Origin of the sequence: Streptomyces sp. NK08204, from assembly GCF_020400585.1 — a bacterium.
In the GTDB taxonomy this organism is placed as follows: domain Bacteria; phylum Actinomycetota; class Actinomycetes; order Streptomycetales; family Streptomycetaceae; genus Streptomyces.
The window spans coordinates 167614-183725 of record NZ_JAINVF010000002.1 but is presented as its reverse complement, the minus strand read 5'-3'; the positions used below and the strand labels follow the sequence as shown (position 1 = coordinate 183725).

Genomic DNA, 16112 nt, shown 5'->3' with positions numbered 1-16112 from the left:
TTCCGATGACCTCCGAATGAGTCCTGGCGTTCCAGCCAAGCGCATCCGGTTACCGCGGGCATCGCGTGAACGTACCAAGACGTGCCGGACGTACCGGCGGATCCGCTCAGTCCTCGGGCAAGGCCATGACCACATGGGCCAACTGGACCCTCGAGTTGACCGACAGTTTGCGGAAGGCGGAGGTCAGGTGCGTGTTGACCGTGTGCGGGGAGACGACGAGCAGATCGGCGGCCGACCGGTTGGTGTGGCCGGCGGCGACCAGGCGCGCGATCTTCTTCTCCGAGGCCGTAAGGGCCTCCCAGCCCTGGACCGGGCGCGGCGTGGTCGCCCTGCGGCTGCCGGCCCCGGCACGGTCCAGATCGCGCTGCACGCGTGCCGCCGCGGCATGGGCACCCGACTCGACGAACAGGTCGTGGGCGCGGGTCAGGGCGGCATTGGCCTCGGCTCCCCGGTCTGCCGTCAGCAGTGCCCGGCCGAGGTCGGCTTGGGCCCCGGCCCGGACCAACGGGCGCGGACTCTCCTCGAGGAGGGCCACCGCGCGTTCCAGCAGGGTGAGGTCGTTGCGCACCAGGCCCGCGGCCTGGGCGGCGATGCCCGTGGCGGTGGGCACGGCCGGGTTGCGAGCGCCGTGCGCCTCGGCCTGTGCGGCCAGATCCTCGGCCAGCGCCCGGTCCGCGCCGCTGAGGGCCATGCGTATCGCGGAGTCGACCCAGGTGCGCAGCAGCCGCCAGCGCATGAAGGGACCTTCCTGCTGCACCTGCCGGATCCTGTCGAGCGCGAGCGCGGTGTTCCCCTCGTCGTCGGCGATGAGCGCCTCCAGGAAGCGCACCGCCGCCGTGTTGCCAGGGTTCGGTTTGGTCGCACGTCGTTCCCGCGCGGCGGTCAGCTGGTGCCGCGCCGCTTCCCGGTCGCCGCGCAGCAGGGCGATCCAGGAGCGGATCACCCGGGCGTTCACCTGCTGGACGCAGATGTGCACGTCGTTCTCCAGGCGCTCCATGGTGACCAGGTCGGACTCCGCGTCGTCGAGGTCGCCCAGCCCCAGATGCTGCGAGGCCTGTGCCCACAGCAGCATGGTCTGCGGCACCGAGCCGCCGTCGTCCGCCGCCCGCAGCAGCAGCCGCCGGCCGGCCTCGAAGTCGTCCATGTGCTGGTGCGCGACGATCTCCTCGGGAAGGAAGGCGGGCTCGACGGCGCTGAGCGCGGTGAAGCGTTCCAGCGCGACGGCGTTCGCACCGGCGTTCAGAGCGCTCTCCCCCAGACCGAACAGGGCCAGCACGTGTGCCTCCCGGTCACCGGTCGCGATGGCCGCACGCAGGGCGTTCTCGCCGGCCTCCAGTGCCGCGCCGAGATCCTCGCCCCGGGAGAGGGCCAGCGCACGCAGGGCGGTGAGCCGCGCCTCGACCTCCGGGGCGGCACCGCCGAGCGCGAGGGCTGTCTCGGCGCGGCGGCGCAACTCCTCGGCGACGTCCAGGTTCCAGAGCGTCCCGCCGAGGGCGGCCTGGATCCGGCCGAACGTCTCCAGAGGCGGCCGGGCGGCCAGCAGCCGGTCGCCGGTCTCCAGCGCCTCGCGGTTCCGGCCGGCCCGGGTCAGACAGACGATCGCCTGCACACCGACGTCGTACCACAACGGCCGTCCGGGAGGCACCAGTTCCAGGGCGCGCGTCATCAGGTCGGCCGCGAGGCCCGGCGTGACCGACAGGACGTCGTCGGCGGCCTGCCGCAGCAGCGTCACCGCTTCGTCGTCTCCGGCCTGGGCGCCCCGGAGAATGTGCGACACCGCGTCGATCGGCCGGTGCCCGGCCGCGACCAGGTGTCCCGCGGCCTCCCGGTGCAGAGCCTTGCGGGCCGACGGCGGGATGTCCACGTAGACGGCCTGGCGCAGCAGGTCGTGCCGGAAGACCAGCTGTTCGCCGTCGTCGTCCAGGAGCCCGGCGCGCACCGCCTCCTCCAGCTCCGCGAGCAAACCGGCGGACGGTCGGCCGTAGAGCGCGGCGGCGTCGAGGAAGCCGAATCTGCGTCCCAGCACCGCTCCCATCTGCAGGAAGCGCAGGGTGCTGGGCTCAAGTGACCTGAGCCTGCCGCGCACGCCCACCACGAGCCCCTCGGGCACGGGCTCCCCCGACGGGCCGGTGGTCCCCAGTCCCATGAGCATCTCGACCGCCAGGAACGGGTTCCCGCCGGCTCCGTCGAGCAGCTGCCGTACCCGGTCGTCGACAGCCGCGCCCAGGGTGTCGTCGGCCAGCTGGCCGATCGCCGTGGCGGAGAGCGGTCCCAGGGGCACGGTGACCGACGGGAGCCCGCCCTTGGCCACCGCGACGATCTCCTGCGCCGGCCCGGCGGGATCCTGCCGCCCGGTGAGCACCCACAGAACCGGCGATGTCCGCAGGCGTGTCGGGAGCTGTTTCAGGGCGAATCTGCTCAGTGGGTCGGCCCACTGCACGTCGTCCAGGGCGATCAGCACGGGCATCTCGGCGGCCCTGGCCTCGATCGCTTCCGCCACGCGCTCGACCAGCCAGATCCGCTGGTCGTGGTGGCGGGTGAGGTCGGCGAACGCGTCACTGGACAGCAGCGGCCGGTCACCGTACAGGAGGCAGGCCGCCAGCGAGGAGAGCGGGACGATGTGGTGCAGTTCGTCGGCCTTGCCCAGACCGACCGAGAAGCCCGCCGCACCGGCCGTGGTGACGACCTCGCCGAGCAGCGCGGTCTTGCCGATGCCCGGCTCCCCTCGGAGCAGGACCAACGCGCCGCTTTCGGTGCGGACGACCGATGTGAGCACTGCGCGCAGCTGCTCGAGTTCGGTCTCTCGGCCACGCAGACCGCGCCGGGACAGCGACCCGTCCGACCGCTCCACCCACGCCCCTCTGTCCGCACTCGCCAACCGCCTCCGGTCCAGGCCATGCGGAGCGGCGCTGTCGCCCTTCGCCGTCCCCCGCCTGTCCGGCCGGGGCGCGGACGGCGCTCCGCGTGTCCACTATCGCAAGAACCGCAGCTCAGTGCATACCCCGGGGGTGCGTCCGGGACCGTGAGGTGGCTCTAGGCGCCCAGTGGCGACGTGTGCGTACGACGCTCGAGTGCCGCGGAGTCCCGCCACTCGACGGGGGACATCCCGTAGGCGGCCCGGAACGCCCGGCTGAAGTGGGCGGCGCTGACGAAGCCCCACCGTCGGCCCACCGCGGCGACGGTCCGGCTCGCCGCGTCCCGGCGGGCCAGCTCACGTCGGCACTGCTCCAGCCGGCGGCCCTGGATCCACCGGCGGACGGTGGTGCCCTCGTTCTGGAAGAGGCTGTACAGGTAACGCAGGGAGATCCGATTGGCCCGGGCGATGGCCTCCGGGGCCAGGTCGGGGTCCGCCAGGTGACGGTCGATGTACGCCTGGACCCGCATCAGCAGCACGCGGGCGGCGCTCGGTGTGCCCGTGGTGTCACCGCCGCGTCGCTCGTCGGCCAGCACCGTGAGCAGGTCCAGGACGTTGCGGGTGATCAGGTCGCCGACGTGCTGCGGATACGCGCCCGCGGTGTCCACGAGGCGGGACAGGAAGGGGGACAGCAGGTGGCCGAGGGGCGTCGTGGAGTCGAGGGGAGAGGCCGTGATCCGGCACAGGTCCGACTCCCTCAGACTCAGCAGGTGCCGGGGCAGGACGAGAGCCTTCGTCTGGAAGGTGTCGGGGAAGGTCAGCCGCATGGGACGCGCCCGGTCGTAGACGAAGAGCTGCCCGGGCTCGACATACGCGTCGCGCGCGTCCTGCTCGACCCGGGCGAGCCCTCTGCTCAGCAGCATCACGACCACGTGGTCGTCGCCGGTGGACCCCGCGATGAGCCGCGGTGTGCGCACGGTCTGCAGGGCTTCGCTGTCCACCGTGACGCCCCGTGTCCGGCCCGCCGGTGACGCATGGATCGTGCCGGAGAACACCTCCTCGGCGAGCTTGACGTCCACGGCTCCGAAGGTGTGGGCCACGGCGTCGCGCCAGTAGGTCCGTCGTCGCTCCCTGGGCACCCCGTCCGTGGTGTAGAAGATGCCCGCGGGCTGCTTCCCCGCCCCCTTCACCGATACGTCCGACATGATCTCCGCCCTTCAGCCGATGTGCGCTGCGGACACCGTGCCAGCGAGGCACGGGGGGCGCATCGAGTGAACGCACTAGATCCGGGATACGGGGCGGAGATACGGGGAACCGCGGGGCCTCAGTCGAAGCGCAGGTCGGAGAGCTGCCGTTCGAGGACGGTGACCTCGTCGTCGGGCGTCGTCTCCGACGCCGGGCGGGCCGCCATGGCGACGGCCAGTTCACCGGCCGCCCGCTGGATGCGGGCGGGCAGGCCCTCGGTGTAGTCGTCGCCGCCGGACCCCCAGTCCTCGGACGCCGCGTACACCGCGGTGGGGACGACACCGGCTCGCAGGTAGGCGAAGAGCGGGCGCAGCGCGTGCTCCAGAACCAGGGAGTGGCGGGCCGTCCCTCCCGTCGCCGCGATCAGGACCGGCGTGCCGGTGAGGGCGTCCGGGTCGATGAGGTCGAAGAAGGACTTGAACAGCCCGCTGTAGGAGGCGGTGAACACGGGCGTCACTGCGATCAGGCCGTCCGCGCCCGTCACCGCGTCGATCGCGGACGCCAGCTGGGGCGGTGGGAAACCGGTCACGAGATGGTTGGCGACGGCGACGGCCAGTTCGCGCAGCTCGATGACCTCGGTCCGCACATCGTGGCCCTCGGCGGCCAGGTCGGCGCGGACCGACTCGGCGAGCCGGTCGGCGAGCAGGCGGGTGGACGACGGGGTGCTCAGCCCCGCCGAGACGGCGACGAGCTTCACGCGGCGGCCACCTCCAGCGCGGTCCGCAGGGACTCGTGGGTGGGCGCGTCCGGCACGTCGGCCGGGCGGCCGATCGCGAACTCCTTGCGCAGCACCGGTACGACCTCCTCGCCGAGGATGTCGAGCTGCTCCAGCACGGTCTTCAGCGGCAGGCCCGCGTGGTCCATCAGGAACAGCTGCCGCTGGTAGTCGCCGACGGTCTCGCGGAAGGACAGCGTCCGCTCGATGACCTGCTGCGGGGAGCCCACCGTCAGCGGGGTCTGCTCGGTGAAGTCCTCCAGGGACGGCCCGTGGCCGTAGACCGGCGCGTTGTCGAAGTACGGGCGGAACTCGCGTACGGCGTCCTGGGAGTTCTTCCGCATGAACACCTGGCCGCCGAGGCCGACGATGGCCTCCTCGGGCCGGCCGTGACCGTGGTGGGCGTACCTGCGCCGGTACAGCTGGACCATCCGTCGCGTGTGGTCGGCAGGCCAGAAGATGTTGTTGTGGAAGAAGCCGTCGCCGTAGAAGGCGGCCTGTTCGGCGATCTCGGGCGAGCGGATCGAGCCGTGCCACACGAACGGGGGTACGCCGTCCAGCGGGCGGGGCGTGGACGTGAAACCCTGCAGGGGAGTGCGGAACGTCCCCTCCCAGTCGACGACGTCGTCGCGCCACAGCCGGCGCAGCAGCGCGTAGTTCTCCTTGGCGAGGTTGATGCCCTGCCGGATGTCCTGACCGAACCAGGGGTAGACCGGGCCGGTGTTGCCCCGCCCCATCATCAGGTCCACCCGGCCGTCGGCCAGGTGCTGGAGCATCGCGTAGTCCTCGGCGATCTTCACCGGGTCGTTGGTGGTGATCAGTGTCGTGGCCGTGGAGAGGATCAACTTCTCGGTGCGGGCCGCGATGTAGCCGAGCATCGTGGTCGGCGACGACGGCACGAACGGCGGGTTGTGGTGCTCGCCGGTGGCGAAGACGTCCAGGCCGACCTCCTCCGCCTTGAGCGCGATGGCGACCATCGCCTTGATGCGCTCGTGCTCCGAGGGGGTACGGCCGTTGGTCGGGTCGGGGGTGACGTCCCCCACCGAGAATATTCCGAACTGCATGGGCGCCTCTTCGTTCCGGCGAGCTGTGTGGATGCCGGAAATGTAGGCACGGCTCGGGCGATGCCCCTTGTCCGTGAGTGCAGCGGTGCTGGTCCCTCAGTGCCCTCCTGCGGCCCCCGGGGTGAGCTGCCGCCTTTCCGTCCGCGACTGTGCAGCGTGGGGCCACTGCACGGGCGCTGAGAGGCAATCGCCGTACCCGGTCGGCTGCCTAGCGTGGCAGTCCCCTCTGCCTCCCCGGAGGACCCATGGCTTCCGCAACCGTCGTCGAACTGTCCCGATGGCAGTTCGCGATCACCGCGATCTTCCATCTGACCTTCCCCGCGCTCACCGTCGGCCTGTCCGTGCTCCTCGCGGTGCGACCACTGCCACCGGCACGTTCCTGTTCGCCGGCCGCGGCCTCACCGGTTTCACCAACGAAGAAGAGCGCCAGGGCGGCCTCGGCGACGCTGCGCCGTGGCTGGTCGAAGACCGCCTCGTCGAGCGCGGGGCGCACTTCAAGGCGGGCGCACCGTGGTCGGACACTGTCGTCGTCGACGGCAACCTGATCACCGGGCAGAACCCGCAGTCCAGTGTGACCACAGCGAAGGAAGTCCTCGCAGCCCTCCGGAACGCCTGACCGCCGCGTGTCCCGCCTGTGGACCAGCACCCGCACACCGAGAAAGACACCGGATACGTCAACTCCCGTATGTCACAGGGTCATTCGTGGAGCGGAACGACGCCGGGTTCAGCTCCGTTGGAAGAACTCCACCTCCGCCAGGGCCAGATGACGTCCCCGGGACAGGTCGACGGGTGAGCGCAGTGTCAGGCGTACCGTCTTCGCGTCGCTGATCCCGGTCTGGATCGTCTGCGGGCCCGGCTTGTCGCTGAGGGTGAGCTGCTTGTCGTGCCGTGTGCCGTCGGCCGTCGTCACCTCCAGGTCGACCTGGAGGGCGCGGGCCTGGCGGGCGTACGCCTCCGGGGACGTGGACGCGCCGTTGGTGATGATCAGGTCGACGAGGCGGAACGGCTTGCGGAAGGTGTACGTCACCGAGGCGCCCGGTCCGGGGACACCCCAGTACTTGTTGTTCAGCCCGTCCGTGGTGTTCGTCGCGGGGTGCCCGGGGAGCGCGCCGCTCGCCTTGATGTCCACCGGGGTCACGGGCGTGGCCTTGCTCAGTTTGTCCCGGGTGTCCTCGAACAGGGCGCGTCCGGCGGGGAGCAGAAAGAGTCCGGCGGCGCACAGCGCGACCACGACGACGAGGATCACGATGAGCCGCACACCCCGCCCCGAACCCGCCCGCACCCGACGCCGGAACGGCCACACCGTCCGCCACCACGGCAACGGCGCGGCCTTCTCCACCGGCCTCAACTCCGCAGCACACCGCCGGCAGAACTTCCGCTCCGGCCGATTGAGCGTCCCGCACACGGGACAGGGCCGCCCGGTGCCCTCGTCCTGCGCGGCCGCGGGACGTACGACGGGACGGGGGGCGACGGCCTTTGCGGGGAGGACGGGCAGGATCGGGTCGGGGTCGGGGGCGGGGCTGGTCGGGGAGCGGGGAGTGGTGGGCGGGGGCGAGGCAGTGGAGGCGGACGGGGGCCCGGGGGTGGTCGGGGAAGACGGGGTGGCAGGGGCCGCCGGGGGCCGAGGGGTGGTCGGCGAGGGCGAGGCGGTGGGTGGCGAGGGCGGAGTGCTGGGGACGGGCGGGGCTTGCGGGGGCCGGGCGGCTGTTCCGGATGCGGGGGCGGTGGGTCGTACGGATTCGGAAAGCCCTGGGGTCGGGGCGGGGGGAGCTTCCTCGGCGGGGGTCTCGCCTGCGGACCCGCCGGTCGGGGAGTCGGTGCGGGCGGCGTCCGATGCGGGCTGGCGCGGAGAGTTCGTGGGCTCCGGCCGAGCGGGGGCACTGCTGGGGCCCTCGCCGGTGGGGGGAGCCGCGTCGGGGCCGGTGCCGGTGCCCGGGCGTGAGTCCGCGGCATCCGTGCCCGGGGCGTCCGGGCCCGTGGCGGTCGGTGCCGAGGTAACCGCGGCCGGGGCGTCCGGAGCCGCAGAAGCCGACGCCGAGGTAACCGCAGCCGGGGCATCCGTGGTGCTCGTCCCCCTCGCGTCACCACGCCCACGACCCGTCAGCCGGGACCGCAACGACGACCCGAGGCCGCGTGCAGCCGACGCGGCCCCCTCCCCCGAGGCGGCTGCCGCAGGCGTCGCGGACGGCGCCGCGGAAGCCCTCGGCGGAGTGTCGGCCGGGGACGCCGTCGGAGGATCCATGGGCGTCGGGACCGCCGCACGGTCCGCGTTCGGCTGCGATTCCGGGGCAGCCGGAGAGTTCGAGGCCTCCGTGGATCCCGTCGCCGCCGAGGCGACCGTGGGCGGGTTCGCGGGCGCCTGCGTGCTCGCCGACGTGTCCGTGGAGGTCGGCGTACCTGTGCTCGCCGACGAGTCCGACCAGCCCAGATACGTGCCGCAGTTGCCGCAGAAGTCGTCCGCGGGGTCGTTGGAGGCCCCGCATGCGGGACATGCTCGCATGCGTCAGTTCCCTTCCTCGGTGGGCGGGCCGGGGAGGACCTCCACCCGAAACGCGACGTGCACCGGGCACATGGCCCGGACGATCTCGTGCACCCTGTCCACGTCCAGCCGTCCGGTCCCCGACTCGCGGTCCGGAAGGACGCGGATCAGGAGCTCGGCGGCGGGCTCCGGCGGCAGGTCGGAGCCCGCGGTGTTCGACCACGCCGCCCCGGCGTCGCCGCTCACCTCGGCATGCACGCCCAGCGCGAGACGCAGGGCCTCGGCCAGCCCCCGCTTCGTGCCCCGCCACCGGTGCAGCTCCACCGCGCGGACGACCGCCTGTCGGCGCAGTTCCACAGGCCACTGCGGATCGTCCAGGGCACCCACCCACGACGCCAGCCACTGAAGGAAGTCGACCGGCGTCACCCGGGGGTCGAGGTAGGCGGGCAGGTTGTCGAGCGTCGAGAACACCGGCGCGAGAACGGTGTCGAGCCCGGCGGTGAACCGCTGCGCGAAGTCGTCGTCGGCGTACAGTGCGGGCAGTTGCTCCCCGATCGGATACCTGCTCGGCAGCCCGGGTATCGCGGCGCGGCTCATCCCCGCCCCTCCGCCCCGACCCCCGTCACGACCACCTGGTGCTGGTACGAGAAGACCAGGGCGCCCGGACCCACGTCGATGCGGTCCGTCGGAGCGCCGCGGCGGCCGGTGACGGGGTCGGCCGGGAACAGGCGGATCTCCTCGACCAGCGCGTTGCCGTTGGCGCGTTGCAGGACACCGAAGATCTCGCCGTACTGGACCGGTCGCCCGAACGGCCACCCGGTGCCGTCCGGGCCGCCGACCAGCGGGTTGAGGTGGCGGAACAGGGCGTCCAGCGCCGCCTCGCGGACCTTGTCGGTGTCGCTGGGGGCCGCCGAGAGGCGGGCCACCACGGTGATGCCCTGGTAGACCGGCGGCTCCACCACGAGACGCGTGCCGATCAGACGCCGTTCGTCGAGGCTCGCGGTGATCGCCGAGAGCACCTGGTCGGACGGGATCAGCTGCTCGAAGCGCAGCCGGTCGTCGCCCTCGTCGGCCACCGCGTCCGGCACCACCAGGACCCGTACCGCACCCGGCGCGTCCGCGGCCGGCAGACAGCGGACCCGGCGCACCGAGGGCGCGGCCTGGCGGCTGATGATCTCGTAGTCCTCGGCGGTCACCGCGCGGTCCTGCATCCGCAGCGCCTGAGGCGCGCGCCGCCGGGCGTTCTCGACGGTCTCCCCGGCGACCCCGCCGCTCGCCGCCTCCCGGTTGGTGACCTGGGCGATGTACGGAACGGAGCTGAGCAGTACGGAGATCGCACCGGGGGCGACGTTTCCCGCAGGGCCGCCGCCGGTGCGGTAGCGGGCGACCCGGATCTGGGCGCCCTTGGGCGGCACGGCACCGCACTGCCGCAGCGTGCCGTCCGGTTCGCGCAGCGCCGGGGGGAAACAGAACTCGCCGGTGGTGGCGTCGACGCGGACGTGCCGGTCGTCGGGTCCGGAGCGGCCGAAGTGCTCGACCACCTCCCAGCGCTGCCACCCCTCGTCGGAGGACACCTCCACCATGGGGGGCTCGGCGTCGAGCAGGATCGGCGGGCGGCCGAGCCGGAAGGTCTGCCCGGCGACCCCCTCCGAGGTGCCCAGCGGTACGTCGGTCACCGTCTCGGCGTGCTCGACGGACATGGTGCCGCCGACGGTGAACACCGCCGCCTCGCGCACCGTCGGGGACTCCGAGTAGAACGGCTGGCCCGGCTCCGCCTCGGTGACCCGGCAGCGCAACCAGCCGGCCCGGGTCCCGCCGATCACCGACGCCGTGTGCCTGGCCGGCACGTACACGGTGATCTCGCCGGGCCGGTTGAGGCCGCCGGTGGTGTCGTCGCCGGTCTCGCACCGCTGCCAGCCGCCGCCGTCCCATGCCTCCCACACCAGCGGAGGCTGGCGCGGGTCCACACCGATGCCCTCCACACGGCTGTCCAGGCGTACGGCGACGATGCAGCGCGGCACCGCCGTCGGCAGTCCGAACAGCAGCGCGTCGCCGGGCTCCGGCGTCGTCTGGAAGCAGGGGATGTCGAGGCCGTCGGCGAGCATGCCGGTCCGGTCGCTCTGCTCACCGGTCCGGGGAGCGGTGACCAGACGGGTCAACTCGCTGGGCAGGATGCGCAGTTCCTCCGTGGTCGTGAACACCACCGCCTCGTCGCTCTCGGCGCCCGCGGTGGTCACCTCGGTGCCCGGCGGCAGCGCGACAGTGTCGGGCTGCGGCGCCGAGAGCCAGAAGTCGACGTCGGCGCCGGCCGCGGTCGGCGGGAACAGACGGATGCCCAACAGGTCCAGGAACGCGGTGTAGTTCTTGTCAGGGACCCTGTTCAGCCGGTACAGCAACTGGTCCACCAGGTAGGCGAACGTCTCGATCAGAGTGACGCCCGGGTCGGAGACGTTGTGGTCGGTCCACTCCGGGGCGCGCTGCTGCACATATCGCTTCGCCTCGTCGACGAGTTGCTGGAACCGCCGGTCGTCCAGGTTCGGGGAGGGCAGCGCCATCAGTCCGCGCCTGCTTCCTCGGCCCCCTCCTCGGAGGGGATCGTGTAGAAGGGAAAGACCAGGTTGCGCCGGTCGTTGGTGGAACGCAGGGTGTAGTGCACGTCGATGTAGAGGGTGCCGTCCTCGACCGCGTCGAAGGCGACGACCACGTCGTCGACCGAAATCCGCGGCTCCCACCGCTCCAGTGCCTCGCGCACCTGCTGCGCGATACGGCCGGCGGTGGCGCCGTCGCCGGGGGCGAAGACGTAGTCGTGGATGCCGCAGCCGAACTCGGGGCGCATGGGGCGTTCGCCGGGCGCGGTGCCGAGCACCAAGCGGATCGCCTCCTCGATCTCCCGCTCCCGTTCGACCAGGGCGATCCCGCCGGTCGGCCCGACGCGCAGCGGGAACGCCCAGCCACGGCCGATGAACCGCTCGCTCATCACACGCCTCCGATCAGAACGTTGGGGGCGCCGGTGACGATCAGCGCGCCGCACGCCGTCTGGTCGCGGGCCCGCGCCGCCGGCAGCCCGCCGATGAGGACCTGTCCCGAGGCGAGCCCGGCTGGGTTGGGCATGATCACGTTGGCCGGTCCCAGGGCAAGGTGCGGCGGCATCGCACACGTGTGCAGGCTGCCTACGACGGCGGCGGGCCGGCCACCGATCAGCACGGTCGCCACCGCCCTGGCGGCGGCGGGCGGCGGGGTGGCGATCACCCCGCCGTGGTTGGTGGGGTCGCCGGTACGGGCTGCGGCGGGCATGGGGAACTCCTCTCGAAAGGTGATCAGTTGATGCGGATGAGCTTGGCCTTGAGGACGCCGAGCAGACCGCCGTCGACGGTGACGCCCGTGGCGCCGGTGACATCCACCGTGCGGCCGCCGATCTTCACCCCGACCCTGCCGTTGATGTCCACGTTGGCGCCCGACACGTTCACGTTCCCCCGTCCCGCGTCCAGGGTGATGCCCTGCTTGTCGAGCACGACGGAGCTGAGCACCTGCCGGCCCTTGCCCGCGTACACCGTCATCTCGATCCGGTCCCGCCGGTTGTCGAGGAAAACTTCGAGGCGCTCGTCGGCGGACATCATCCGCACCCCGGAGCGCCCCGGTGCCCGCGCGTCCAGCAGCTCCACCCGATGCCCCGAACGCGACACGATGGAACGGCGGTTGACCTTTCCAGTCGTCTTGTCGATCAGCGGGACGTCGTGCGGCGAGGGCTTGTCCACGCCGTTGTAGAGCCCTCCGATGACGTACGGGCTGTCCAGCAGGCCCTGTTCGAAGCCGACCAGCACCTCGTCGTTGACCTCGGGGCTCACCACCCCGCCGCCGCCCTTGCCGCCCCACTGCACGGTGCGCACCCAGTCGGTGACGTACGTGTCGTCCAGCCAGGGGAACTTGACCTTCACGGCGCCGCGCTCGGAGCCGGCCGGCTCGCGCACGTCCGTCACGACGCCGATCGCCAGGCCCGGCATGCGCGGACCCCGGGAGGGCGCGTTGGCGCCGGTGACCAGGCCGGTCAGGGAGCGGTCCGGGCTGGCGCTCACCCACACCGTCGTACGGTATCCGCCGTGCGGTTCGAGGACATGCTGCACCGCCGTCGCCGTGTACTTGCCGGAGAAGGCCTGCCCGACGTTGCCGAGCGCGATGGGCTTGCCCGCCCGCAGCATGGGGTTGCCCTCGGCCAGCACCTCCAACTCGCCAAAGCCCGCACTGACTTGGCTGGCCACCGCGTCCGCGACCGCCTTCGTCTCGGCCTGGGTGCGGTACGGGGTGTCGGTGACGGTCAGCTTCGACGACTTGCCGAACCGGGCGGCGAGCGCCGGGCTCAGCCCCGGCACCACCGTGTCGCTGTCGACCGACGGCTGCCGGGCCACCAGGGGCCGCTTGGTGGTGACGTCCCAGCCGCGCACCTCCACCTGCTGCGCGCCGTCCGCCGCCGACAAGGAGGCCCGCAGCGCCAGCAGATTGCGCCCGTACTCCAGCACCATCGGGTTCTGGGCAGCCGACGTGGACGGCGCGGGCGCCCCGGACGCCTTCTGGGGCTTGGTGAACTGGAGCAGCCCCTTGTCGTCGACACGCACCTGCGCGCCGCTCTCGGCGGCCAGGAACTGAAGGAAGTCCCAGTCGGAGACGTTCGCCTGGGACAGCTGCTTGTAGGTGACCGGCGCGGCCTGCACGGTGCCGCAGGCCAGGCCCGCCCCGGCGGCCACCTTGCGGACGATGGCCGCCGCCGTCATGTTCCGGTACGCCACCACCTTCCGGCCGCGCTGGAGGCGGTGCGCCTTGGAGAAGGCACGCACCACCGTGAACGAGCCGGTGCGGTCCCGGTCCACCTCCAGGGCCGTCACCTCACCGTTGAACAGCCGCTCGCGCGCCTGCCCGGTCACGGTGACCACGGAGACCCTGAGCGGGGTGCCGATGGTGATGCCGGTCTCCTTCAGGAACTCGTGATCGGGATCGCGGAACGTGAGAACCGCCGCGTCCGGCAGGCCCACGTTCTCGTCGACCACACAACTCACCAGCTGGGCGGCCCAGACGGGCGGCAGCTCGCCGGGCGTCTCCACGATGGGGTCCGCCGCGAAGGACCGGCCGTCCCGTGCCCCGCCACTCACTGCTCCTCCTCAGCGCTCGCGTCGCTCATCGCCGGCAGCACCAGTTCGCTGCCGGGCACGAGCGCCATCGGGTCGTCGATGTCATTGGCCTCCGCGATGACCCGCCAGGCCGTCGCGTCGCCGTACTCCCGCCACGCCAGCAGCGCCAGGCTGTCGCCCGCCACGACGATGTGCGTACTGCGCCCGGTGCGCGAGCCGGACGTCGGGTTCTGCCCCGCCGGACCGACGCTCGCCTCCTCGATCGACAGCCGGCAGGTCGCCCGCAGCGGCTTGCCGTCCACGTCGAACAGCGTGTACGTCACCGACAGGCTGGACAGCACCCCGTCGAACGACGTCGTCCGCGCACTGCCCCACTCGAACCGCACCCATGGGCTCGCCGGCTTCTTGCGCCCCAGGCTCGCCTTCGTCGGCACACACGCCTTCATCAGCTTCTCCACCGCCTGCTCCACGGAGTTGTCGTGGGTGGCGGTGGCGTCCAGGAACACCTCGAGACTCAGCTCGCGCGGGCCACTGCCGACGAACTCGGGCAGCGCCGACTCCGCTGCCATCCGCGACGGAGAACGCCGCCACTCGGTGGTCTTGCGCAACTCCAAGGTGGACGGGTTGAACTGGAGGTTCAGCCGCGCGAGCGTCCCGCCGGGCTTGGCGCCGACGGAGGCCGGGGGCTCCTTCAACGTCAGCTGGGCCCTGGCCCGACTGGAGCGGGACGCTGGGGACATGGCTGGGATTCCTTTCTAAGGCGCTGTGCGGAGAATGCGACTTGAGGGATGGTCAGGAAGGGCGCAGTCCCTCGTGGGCGATCTCCAGGGTCTCCACCGCCGCCTGCGAGCTGCTGGGGTCGAAGGACGGGCCCTGCCAGCGCACCGGGACGATCCCGAACACCTGCCAGCTGATGATCCGCGACAGATCCGGCCGCAGCGCCACGATCTCGCCGTCCTTGGGCTCCACCCGCTTCAGCGTCTCGTCGAGCCAGCGGGCGATCTTCGCGGTGTCGGCGGTGACCGGCCGGGTGAGCGTGATGTTTGACCAGGTCACCCGGCCTGGCAGGTTATGGGTGAAGCCGTTGTTGCCACCCTCGGCATAGGTCTCGATCTCCACCTCGGCACCCATGCCGGAGCAGGTGTGGAAGGCGCCCAGATCATTGCCGCCGATCGCGAGCCGGAAGAACACGCTGCTCGCGAAGATGTTGTCCGTCATCCGTCCGTCATCCGTTCCGTGCCGCGCCCTCAGCGGCGTCCGTCGTAGGGGCGACCCGTACGCTCCCGGCCGCGCCGCAGTTCCGTGCGCAGCAGGCGGGCCATCGGGTCGAGCAGGCGACGCGCGAGGTCGTCCAGGTCGAGACCGGGGTCCTGCGCCGCGTCGGCGGACCGCTCCGTGCGCCGGCCGGACGCGGAGGCCGTCCCGGAGTACTGCTGCTTGCCACGCGCCGCGGGCACCGCCTTCGCCGGTACGCCCTTGGATACGCCGGGTACGTCGGGTACGGCCTTCCCCGCGCCGGAGATCGCACGCTGGACCTCGGGCACCGCAGGGCTGTTGCCGCCGCCGCTCGCCGATCGGGCGCCCGGCGTCACGACCCGCGGCCGGACCACGGGGATGGCCGCCGCCTGTGCCACGGCTGTCGACGGGCCATTCGCGAGGGGCGGCGTCAACGGGGGCGTGACCGGCAGGGGCCGCGCCGGGGGGACCGCCGCCGTACCGGGCACTCCCCCGCTAGGCGGCGCGGGCTTGACGAGCGGGACGACTCGCTGGACGACACCGGGGGCGCCGGTCGCTCGTACGGCCGAGCCGGTTGCCGGTACGCCCGGGTGGTGCGGCGCGTGCGCGGTTACGGCCCGTTGGGCCGGCGGGGTCGCAGCGGCGCCCGCGGACGGTGCCGACGTGGGGTGTGCAGGGTGCGCGGGCGACCGGGTGGACGGTGCGGGGGTGCCGCCGCCGGGGATGTCCGGCGCCCCGCTCCAACGCGCCGCCACCACGGGAGGGCCGCCGACGGGGCGCGACGCGGCGGACGGTGCCAGGCCTTCCGGCGCCAGGGTGTTGAGGGTGAGGGGCCGTGCGGGCAGCAGCGCGAGGGTGCGGCGGGCTACCGGGATGGAGGGGGTTGCGGGGCGGGGGCCGCCGGTGGATGCGGTCGCGGGGCGAGCGCCTGCCATGGGTTCGGCCGCGCGGCGGGCTACGACGACCGGGGCTGGGCTGCTGGGGCTTTGGGGACGTCCGTCGCCGGGACCGGGACCGGGGTGCATCGCCTCGGGCCGTACGACTGTGCCCGCCGGAGCCTGAGACGCCGCGCCCTGGGACGGCGTCACCAACGGCGTGGCAGGGCCGGTTCCGTGGTCCGTGGGGCTGCCGCCCTGGGGCGCCGGGTGGTCCGCGAGGTGGCGCTGGACGTCGACCGTCCCCAGCAACGGTGCGTGGCGTGCCGTATCCGAGGCGGGCTCCGTGGGCGGCGTACGGTCCCCGCCCGGCGCGGGCGATGCCGGTGTGCGCTGGATGTCGGGCCCGGATGCCGTACGGGAGGCTCGGGCCCCGGACGCGGCGGAGCCGGGCAGACCAGCGCTGGCCGGCATCGCGGGCAGAGGCGCCCCCAGGCCGCCGCGCGCACGCGCACCGGAACGCT

At 72.7% G+C, this 16112-nt stretch carries 14 protein-coding genes; 1 reads left to right on the top strand and 13 read right to left on the bottom strand.

Going from position 1 to position 16112, the window contains the following annotated elements; translation table 11 throughout:
- Positions 1–106: 106 nt before the first annotated feature.
- The 4 genes from K7G59_RS03975 to K7G59_RS03960 form a co-directional block, all read right to left on the bottom strand.
- A complete protein-coding gene (locus tag K7G59_RS03975; protein ID WP_225830402.1) occupies positions 107–2851 on the bottom strand; it encodes a LuxR family transcriptional regulator in 2745 nt (914 codons plus the stop codon).
- 182 nt (positions 2852–3033) lie between these two features.
- Positions 3034–4059 (bottom strand): helix-turn-helix domain-containing protein, encoded by a 1026-nt coding sequence (locus K7G59_RS03970; RefSeq protein WP_225830401.1) that lies wholly within the window; start codon positions 4057–4059, stop codon positions 3034–3036.
- Between the two features lie 119 nt (positions 4060–4178).
- A complete protein-coding gene (locus K7G59_RS03965; RefSeq protein ID WP_225830400.1) occupies positions 4179–4796 on the bottom strand; it encodes an FMN reductase in 618 nt (205 codons plus the stop codon).
- A complete protein-coding gene (locus tag K7G59_RS03960; protein WP_225830399.1) occupies positions 4793–5878 on the bottom strand; it encodes an LLM class flavin-dependent oxidoreductase in 1086 nt (361 codons plus the stop codon). The genes K7G59_RS03965 and K7G59_RS03960 overlap by 4 nt, the downstream gene beginning before the upstream one ends.
- Positions 5879–6123: 245 nt before the next feature.
- Here K7G59_RS03960 and K7G59_RS03950 point away from each other — a divergent pair, with 245 nt between their 5' ends.
- Positions 6124–6423, top strand: coding sequence for a cytochrome ubiquinol oxidase subunit I (locus tag K7G59_RS03950; RefSeq protein ID WP_374114188.1), 300 nt, complete (start codon positions 6124–6126; stop codon positions 6421–6423).
- 179 nt (positions 6424–6602) lie between these two features.
- On the opposite strand, the gene K7G59_RS03945 is transcribed toward K7G59_RS03950, so the two are convergent.
- From K7G59_RS03945 to K7G59_RS03900, 9 genes are all read right to left on the bottom strand, one after another.
- The gene (locus K7G59_RS03945) at positions 6603–7217 is read right to left on the bottom strand and encodes a zinc ribbon domain-containing protein (RefSeq protein WP_225830398.1); all 615 of its coding nucleotides are present in this window, start codon (positions 7215–7217) and stop codon (positions 6603–6605) included.
- 1164 nt (positions 7218–8381) lie between these two features.
- Entirely contained in the window at positions 8382–8954 is a 573-nt protein-coding gene (locus K7G59_RS03935; RefSeq protein ID WP_225830397.1) for a phage tail protein, read from the bottom strand.
- Positions 8951–10912, bottom strand: a complete 1962-nt coding sequence (locus K7G59_RS03930) for a putative baseplate assembly protein (RefSeq protein WP_225830396.1) — start codon at positions 10910–10912, stop codon at positions 8951–8953. Before K7G59_RS03930 ends, K7G59_RS03935 begins: the two co-directional genes overlap by 4 nt.
- The gene (locus K7G59_RS03925) at positions 10912–11334 is read right to left on the bottom strand and encodes a GPW/gp25 family protein (RefSeq protein ID WP_041127460.1); all 423 of its coding nucleotides are present in this window, start codon (positions 11332–11334) and stop codon (positions 10912–10914) included. Before K7G59_RS03925 ends, K7G59_RS03930 begins: the two co-directional genes overlap by 1 nt.
- The gene (locus K7G59_RS03920; protein ID WP_225830395.1) at positions 11334–11651 is read right to left on the bottom strand and encodes a PAAR domain-containing protein; all 318 of its coding nucleotides are present in this window, start codon (positions 11649–11651) and stop codon (positions 11334–11336) included. The genes K7G59_RS03925 and K7G59_RS03920 overlap by 1 nt, the downstream gene beginning before the upstream one ends.
- Before the next feature lie 23 nt (positions 11652–11674).
- Complete coding sequence (locus K7G59_RS03915; protein WP_225830394.1) at positions 11675–13498, bottom strand: VgrG-related protein; 1824 nt, start codon at positions 13496–13498, stop codon at positions 11675–11677.
- On the bottom strand, positions 13495–14217 hold the full coding sequence (locus tag K7G59_RS03910; protein WP_225830393.1) for a LysM peptidoglycan-binding domain-containing protein: 723 nt from the start codon (positions 14215–14217) through the stop codon (positions 13495–13497). The genes K7G59_RS03915 and K7G59_RS03910 overlap by 4 nt, the downstream gene beginning before the upstream one ends.
- 52 nt (positions 14218–14269) lie before the next feature.
- Positions 14270–14695 (bottom strand): phage tail protein, encoded by a 426-nt coding sequence (locus K7G59_RS03905; RefSeq protein WP_137992814.1) that lies wholly within the window; start codon positions 14693–14695, stop codon positions 14270–14272.
- Between the two features lie 29 nt (positions 14696–14724).
- Positions 14725–15021, bottom strand: coding sequence for a hypothetical protein (locus K7G59_RS03900; protein ID WP_225830392.1), 297 nt, complete (start codon positions 15019–15021; stop codon positions 14725–14727).
- Between the last annotated feature and the right edge of the window lie 1091 nt (positions 15022–16112).